Below are 7340 nucleotides of genomic sequence, written 5' to 3' on the forward strand. Positions count from 1 at the left end.
AATGTTCTTCCTGTGTATGGCTATCCATCTGAGAATGCAATTGAAAGGTTTTTCCTTTCCCCCACGCAGTGCAGAGTAAGACTTATTGTTGCCATGGGTATGAAGATTGGGGTAAATCCAAAGATTGCCATACCTCTCCTGAGCAGGCTCAATGTCCCTCTGATAAATGCCGTTACCCTTTATAGCCAATCAAAGGATGAATGGGAAAGATCACCTGTTGGCCTTGATATTTTTGAAAGGACATGGCAAGTAGCAGGTCCAGAGATGGCAGGGATTATTCAACCGACCGTCATTGCATCGAAAGAGAGAGCAATAGATAAAGAGACAGGGATTGAGTATATAGAAGAGAGACCGATACCTGAAAGGATAAAGAGGTTGACTTCAAGGGTAAAGGCGTGGATAAACCTTCAGGAGAAGCCTAACAAAGACAAAGGGGTTGCAATCATTTATTATAATTACCCGCCTGGTAAACAAAATATCGGTGCATCTTATCTTAATGTGCTTCCTGAGAGCCTGTGGGAAATAATAAATAGGCTGAAGGCTGAAGGCTACGATGTGGGAGAAAGGGCAATAGATAAGGATACACTTTTTAATGATGTTTTCAACTATGCAAGGAATATTGGTAACTGGGCAGAGGGTGAAATTGACAGGCTTGCAAAAACCGGCAAACTCATACTCATTCCAGTTAATACATATAAGAGGTGGTTTGAGGAGTTGTCCGAAGGTATTAAAAAGGCAGTCCTTAAGAGTTGGGGCGATGTAGGACAGAGCAATATCATGATATGGCAAGGTGCAAGCGGAACAAAATATATAGTTATACCTGCTGTGAGATATGGCAATATACTTTTCGCTCCTCAACCCTCAAGAGGCTGGGAACAGAATGTAAAAAAACTCTATCACGATGTCACCCTCGCACCACACCATCAGTACGTAGCATTTTACCTATGGCTTAAAAATGATTTTCAGGCAGATGCTATTGCACACATTGGCACGCACGGAACCCATGAATGGCTCTCAGGGAAAGAGGTAGGATTTACTAATGAAGATCCTCCAGAGGCTTTGATACAGGATTTACCGAATATTTATCCTTATATAGTTGATGATGTTGGCGAAGGACTTCAGGCAAAGAGGCGCGGCATGGCTGTAATCATTGACCACATGACACCGCCCTTTGATAAGGCAGGGCTAAATAAAGAGCTAAAAGAACTTTCTGTCCTTATCGATGATTACAATGTGGCAAAAGAAAAAAGCCCATCCCTTGCAGAGACAAAATTAACGGAGATAAATAATCTTGCTGAAAAAATAGGGCTACTTACGGATTTAAAAATAACCGAAAATAGGTCGGGCATTCTGCCTGACAACCGAGGCAAGATGCCTCGGCTATTATCGCATGAGCAGATAGAGGGAATGGAACATTACATCAAAGAGATTTCTGAAAAACAGACGCCCTTTGGTCTTCATACATTCGGGAAATCTCCAGAAGAAAAATACAGGAGAACTACTGCAGAGGCAGTCTTATCCATTGAAAAAGGGCTTTCAAAGGAGGAAAGGGAGAAAAGGATAATAGAACTTGAAGATAGGATAATCAAAAGTGGAAAGAGAGAGATTGATTCCTTTGTTGCTACCCTTTCAGGAAGATACATTACTGCTGGTCAGGGTAATGACCCCATAAGGAATCCTGATTCCTTACCCACAGGCAAAAACTTTTATTCCTTTGACCCGACGAGAATCCCATCAAAATCTACATATGAGATGGGTGTAAGGTTAGCAAAGGAGCTTATTGAAGGCTATAAACAGAGGCATGGCTTATATCCCGACAAAATCACATTTAATTTATGGGGTGTCGAGACCATAAGGCATGAGGGCGTGATGGAGTCCCAGATTATGTATCTCATGGGAATAAGGCCGAAATGGGATGAGCGGGGGAGGGTTACGGGTGTTGAGGCAATAACAAGGAATAAGATTGAGAGGCAGAGGATAGATGTTACAATCGTGCCCTCAGGGCTTTATAGGGATCTGTTTTCAAACCTTATGGCTCTACTTGATAAGGCTGTATCGCTGGCGAAAGAGCAGGAGGAAGAAGACAATATCCTGAGGTTAAATATCGTGAAGACAAGGAAGATGCTCATAGAGAAAGGCATTTCTGAAGATAAAGCAGAAAGGCTTGCAGCTGTAAGGCTCTTTACCGGTCCATCCGGTGCTTATGGGACAAATCTCGACAAAGTAATCCCCATGTCCAATACATGGGATAATGAAAAGCAGGTTGCGGATGTTTATTTCATGAGGATGAGTCATCTGTATGGACAGGGGTTTTGGGGCAACAAGGCTGAAGGCTTAAGGCTGAAGGCTGAAGAGGATATAAGTCTGATGCTCTTTAAGAACGCCCTTTCGGGGACAAAGGTGGCTATTCACAGCCGCTCGGGGAATGTTTATGCAACGCTGGATAATGATGACTTCTTTCAATACCTCGGAGGAACTGCAATGGCAATACGTGCAATAGACGGAAAGACACCTGAGGTTTATGTCACGAATATGTCCAATCCAAAACAGCCTAAACAGGAGACCATTGAAAAACTCATGGGAAGGGAAATGAGGTCAAGGTATCTGAATCCTGAATGGATAAAGGCTATGATGAGAGAAGGATATGCAGGTGCAAGATTTGTGGATAAAGTTGTGGAGCATCTATGGGGATGGCAGGTGACAGTGCCTGAGGCTGTTGATGCAGCAAAGTGGAATGAGATGTATGAGACATATGTTTTAGATAGAAATGGACTGAACATAAAGGAGATGTTCAAACAGTCAAAGAATATGTGGGCTTATCAATCCATTGTAGCGAGGATGCTTGAAAGCGTGAGAAAGGACTATTGGAAACCTGATAAAAAAATAGTTGAGACCCTTGCAAAGGAATATGCAGAGAGCGTAAAAGAGGTTGGCCTTGCATGTTGCGACCACACATGCAATAATCCGTTGCTTACAAAATTCACATCATCTGTTTTAATGTCAGTGCCGGGATTGAAGGCTCAGGTGAAAGGCTTTATTAAGGCGCTGGATGCAATTAAGAACCCGGAGCAGCAGAGCAGTAGCGCAGAGGTTCGGAAGCCTTCAGCCTTAAGCCTTCAGCCTAAATTAGCTCCTGATGGAAAAGGCAAAATTGTTGAAGGCTATGAGATGCAGGATGTCAATGCTGGAGGGGCATCATCTGCACCAATTCCTTATCTGTTCTTGATAGGCTTTTTGGTATTTTTAGGGCTTATAACGCTTGGATGGAGAAAGATAAGGATATAAGTGTTTTCCTTTGACAAACCTCATGAATTCATCTATTATTCTGGCTATGGAATTAGATGTAATAAATCTTAAAGTGCAGATAAAAGAAAGACTTACCTATGACAGAAGGATAGAACTCGTCTATCTTTTCGGTTCGCTTGCAAAGGATATAGCTACACCCCTAAGCGATGCAGATATAGCCATTCTACTTTCAAAAGAGATATCTGCCAGCGATTATCTTAAGGTTCAACTGGGGCTTGTGAGTGCATTTGAGCCATTTTTCCCTAAGATTGAAGTTCAGCTTGTTGTCCTTAACGGGGCTCCAATTGTGTTATCCTATGAGGTTATACAACATGGGAAATGTCTTTTTGCAAGAAGTGAAAATCTAAGAATCGAGTATGAGACAGGAACTATGAGAGAGTTCTTTGATACTGAGTATATGCGATATGTTCAGGATTACTACCAGCAAAAACGAATTATGGAGGGTCGTTTTGGTCGTAAGTTTAAAAAGCATAAGAGAGCGGCTTGAAAAAGTAGAGTCAGAATTGAGTCTTCTTAAAGAATTTAAAGAATTATCAGAAGAAGAATTCCTCTCGGATGTAAAGAATGTAAGAACTGCTGAGAGGTGCTTCCAGATTGCAATAGATTGCTGTCATGATATTGCTAATCATATTATTGCAGAATACAATATGACACGGCCTGACAGATACCAGAGTGTCTTTGAGATTCTCGGGAAGGAAGGGGTTTTTTCTGAAGATTTTACAGAGAAATTAAAAAAGATGGCAAGATTTAGAAATCTTTTAGTTCATCTGTACTTGAAAGTATTGCCAGAGGAAGTCTATCATAATATCCAGAATAATCTCTTAGATTTCGAGACCTTTTCAAAGGGTATCTTAAAATTTATAGAGGAGAATCCACTAAATGATTCCTGATAGACACGGACATTTTGGCATATACGGTGGAAGATTTGTCCCTGAGACCCTGATGCCTGCGTTATACGAGCTCGAGAAGGAATACCTTAAGGCAAAGAGGGATAAAAAGTTTAAAAGAATACTTGCAGAATACCAGAGAAATTATATCGGAAGACCCACACCTCTATATTATGCAGAGAGGTTAACCGAACATCTGGGTGGTGCAAAGATATATCTTAAAAGGGAAGACCTTGCTCATACAGGTGCTCACAAAATAAATAATGCACTTGCACAGTGTCTTTTAGCAAAGCGCATGGGTAAAAGGCGTATAATAGCGGAGACAGGTGCGGGTCAGCATGGTGTTGCCACTGCTACTGGTGCCGCATTGATGGGACTTACCTGTGAGATATATATGGGAACGGAAGATATGCAGAGGCAGTCTTTGAATGTCTTTCGTATGAGGCTCCTCGGTGCTGAGGTTAGAGAGGTTACACTCGGGACAAGGACATTGAAAGATGCAATAAGCGAGGCACTCAGAGACTGGACAACAAATGTAAGAGATACACACTATGTTATGGGAACTGTGTTTGGTCCTCATCCTTATCCCATGATGGTCAGGGATTTTCAATCAGTAATCGGAAAAGAGACAAGGGCACAGATTCTACGCGCAGAGGGAAGGCTTCCGGATATGCTTGTTGCCTGTGTAGGTGGAGGAAGCAATGCGATGGGACTCTTCTATGAATTTCTATCCGATGACATCAGAATGATCGGTGTTGAGGCAGGAGGACTCGGGATAGAGACAGGCAAACATGCAGCAAGGTTTGCTGGTGGTTTTCTCGGCATCCTTCAGGGGACAAAGAGCTATGTCCTTCAGGACGAAGAGGGGCAGATACTTCCAACACACTCTGTCTCTGCAGGGCTCGATTACGCAAGCGTAGGACCCGAGCATAGTTATCTCCGTGACATCGGCAGAACCGAATACACATACGCTACAGATGAAGAGTCGCTGTCTGCATTTGAACTGCTGAGCAGGCTCGAAGGTATTACACCTGCACTTGAAGCTGCCCACGCAATTGCTGAGGTGGTAAAATTAGCACCCAATCTTCCGAAAAATAAGATTATAGTGATTAATCTCTCGGGCAGGGGCGATAAGGATGTTCAGCACGTGGCGAAGATAAGGGGGATAGTCCTTAAGGATTAAGGATTAAGGATTAAGGATTAAGGGGTAAGGATTAAGGGGTAAGGATTAAGGATTAAGGATTAAGGATTAAGGGGTAAGGGGACTTATGGTATCGAGGATAGAGAAGAGATTTAAAGAACTCAAGAAAGATGGCAGAAAGGCGCTGATACCATATATCATGGTTGGAGACCCTGACCTTACTACAACAGAGGAACTTGTTATCGAGATAGAGCGGGCAGGTGCTGATATGATTGAGCTCGGTGTGCCATTCAATGACCCTCTTGCAGATGGACCTGCAATACAGAAGGCGGGCGAAAGGGGATTAAAGAACAAGGTCTCCCTGAGAGATGTCTTTGCGATTGTAAAGAGGCTAAGGGAGAAGACGGAGATTCCGCTTATTATCATGACATATTACAATCTTATCTTCAGATACGGGGAGGATGCATTTGCAAGAGATGCGGTTGGCTCTGGAATAGACGGTGTAATCATACCTGATCTACCCCCGGAAGAAGGAGATAACTTCATTAAGGCTTCAAGGCTTTCAGGTCTTGATACCATATTTCTTACCGCACCGACGAGTACAGAGGAAAGGATAAACAAGATTGCAAAGGTTTCAAGGGGGTTTATCTATCATGTCTCATTAACCGGTGTCACAGGTTCAAGACTCGGGACTGTCGAGTCTATCAGGGAATCTGTGGATATTGTGAGAAGATACTCAAGGCTTCCTGTGGCAGTAGGTTTTGGCGTATCATCACCTGAACAGGCATCAGTGGTTACAGAATTTGCTGATGGGGTGATTGTAGGGAGTGCAGTGGTAAGGATAATAGAAAACAATTTTTCTTCTCCCACTACGCTGAAAACAGAGGTATATAGATTCATTGCTTCGCTAAGAAAAGGGATAGATGAATTCTGAGACAGATAAGACGGTAAGATACCTTTCTACCCTGATGGAGTTGAGCGCCCTTCTGAACTCGACACTGGATCAGAAGGTAGTCAGGCGTAGAGCTATGGAGGCTGCCACGAGACTGATGGAATGTGAAGTTGGCTCGCTTTTGCTTGTGGATGAGGAACGAGGAGATTTGTTCTTTGAGGTGGCGCTTGGTGAGAAGGGCGATCAGGTTAAAGAGATAAGACTCAAGATAGGTAAGGGAATTGCTGGATGGGTGGCAGAGAAAGGAGAGCCTGCTATCATCAATGATGTCCAGAACGACCCGAGATTTTTTAAGAAGGCTGATGAGAAGAGTAAGTTTGTGACGAGAAATATGATATGCGTTCCTGTTAAGTCAAAAGGGAAGGTTATTGGTGTGCTTCAGGCTATTAACAAACTCGGTGGGCTGGTTTTTACCGAAGAAGACCTCACTGCATTCGAGTCGCTCAGCAATCAGGTGGCTATCGCTATAGAAAATGCAAGACTCTACGAAGAACTCCATGAGACATTTATAAGTACATCCACGGCTCTTGCAGAGGCTATTGAGAAGAGGGACCCTTATACAGGAGGTCATACTAAGAGGGTTATGGTGTATTCGATTGCCATGGGTAAAGAACTTGGTCTTAGCGATGCTGAAATAGAGACATTGAAACTTTCAGCAATACTTCACGATGTAGGCAAGATAGGTATAGAGGATAAAGTGCTGAGGAAACAGGGATCACTTGACGATGAAGAGTTTAAACAGATGAAGATGCATCCACTTCTTGGTGGGGATATACTTGTCCATGTGAGGCAATTGAGAGATGTGATACCTGGTACATTATTTCATCACGAGAGACCTGATGGAAGGGGTTATCCAAAGGGACTCAACAGCAATGAAATACCCTTTACAGCAAAAATTATTGCTACTGCTGATACATTTGATGCGATGACTACTACAAGACCATATAGAAAGGCATTGAGCTTTGAGACAGCATTTATGGAACTGAAGAAATACTCTGGGGTACAATTTGATAGTAAAGTGGTGGAAGCCTTTTTCAGGGCATGGGAAAAAGGA

General features: G+C 42.9%; 6 protein-coding genes. All 6 read left to right on the top strand.

The features are described from left to right. Positions 1-3285: cobaltochelatase subunit CobN (locus AB1488_10390; GenBank protein ID MEW6410496.1), on the top strand; the 3285-nt coding region annotated here is incomplete at its 5' end. 46 nt (positions 3286-3331) lie between these two features. Beyond that, positions 3332-3793: a nucleotidyltransferase domain-containing protein gene (locus AB1488_10395; protein ID MEW6410497.1), complete on the top strand. Its 462-nt coding sequence runs from the start codon at positions 3332-3334 to the stop codon at positions 3791-3793. Continuing rightward, positions 3756-4196, top strand: coding sequence for a DUF86 domain-containing protein (locus tag AB1488_10400; GenBank protein ID MEW6410498.1), 441 nt, complete (start codon positions 3756-3758; stop codon positions 4194-4196). Before AB1488_10395 ends, AB1488_10400 begins: the two co-directional genes overlap by 38 nt. Beyond that, positions 4186-5376 carry a tryptophan synthase subunit beta gene (gene trpB / locus AB1488_10405; protein ID MEW6410499.1) on the top strand — a complete coding sequence of 397 codons (1191 nt, stop codon included), beginning with the start codon at positions 4186-4188 and terminating at the stop codon, positions 5374-5376. Before AB1488_10400 ends, trpB begins: the two co-directional genes overlap by 11 nt. A gap of 85 nt (positions 5377-5461) precedes the next feature. Further along, entirely contained in the window at positions 5462-6268 is an 807-nt protein-coding gene (gene trpA / locus AB1488_10410; protein ID MEW6410500.1) for a tryptophan synthase subunit alpha, read from the top strand. Beyond that, positions 6258-7340 (top strand): HD-GYP domain-containing protein (locus AB1488_10415; protein MEW6410501.1); only part of this gene is annotated, 1083 nt, incomplete at its 3' end. The genes trpA and AB1488_10415, both read left to right, overlap by 11 nt.

It is taken from the genome of Nitrospirota bacterium, from assembly GCA_040756155.1.
Classification (GTDB): Bacteria; Nitrospirota; Thermodesulfovibrionia; order JACRGW01; family JBFLZU01; genus JBFLZU01.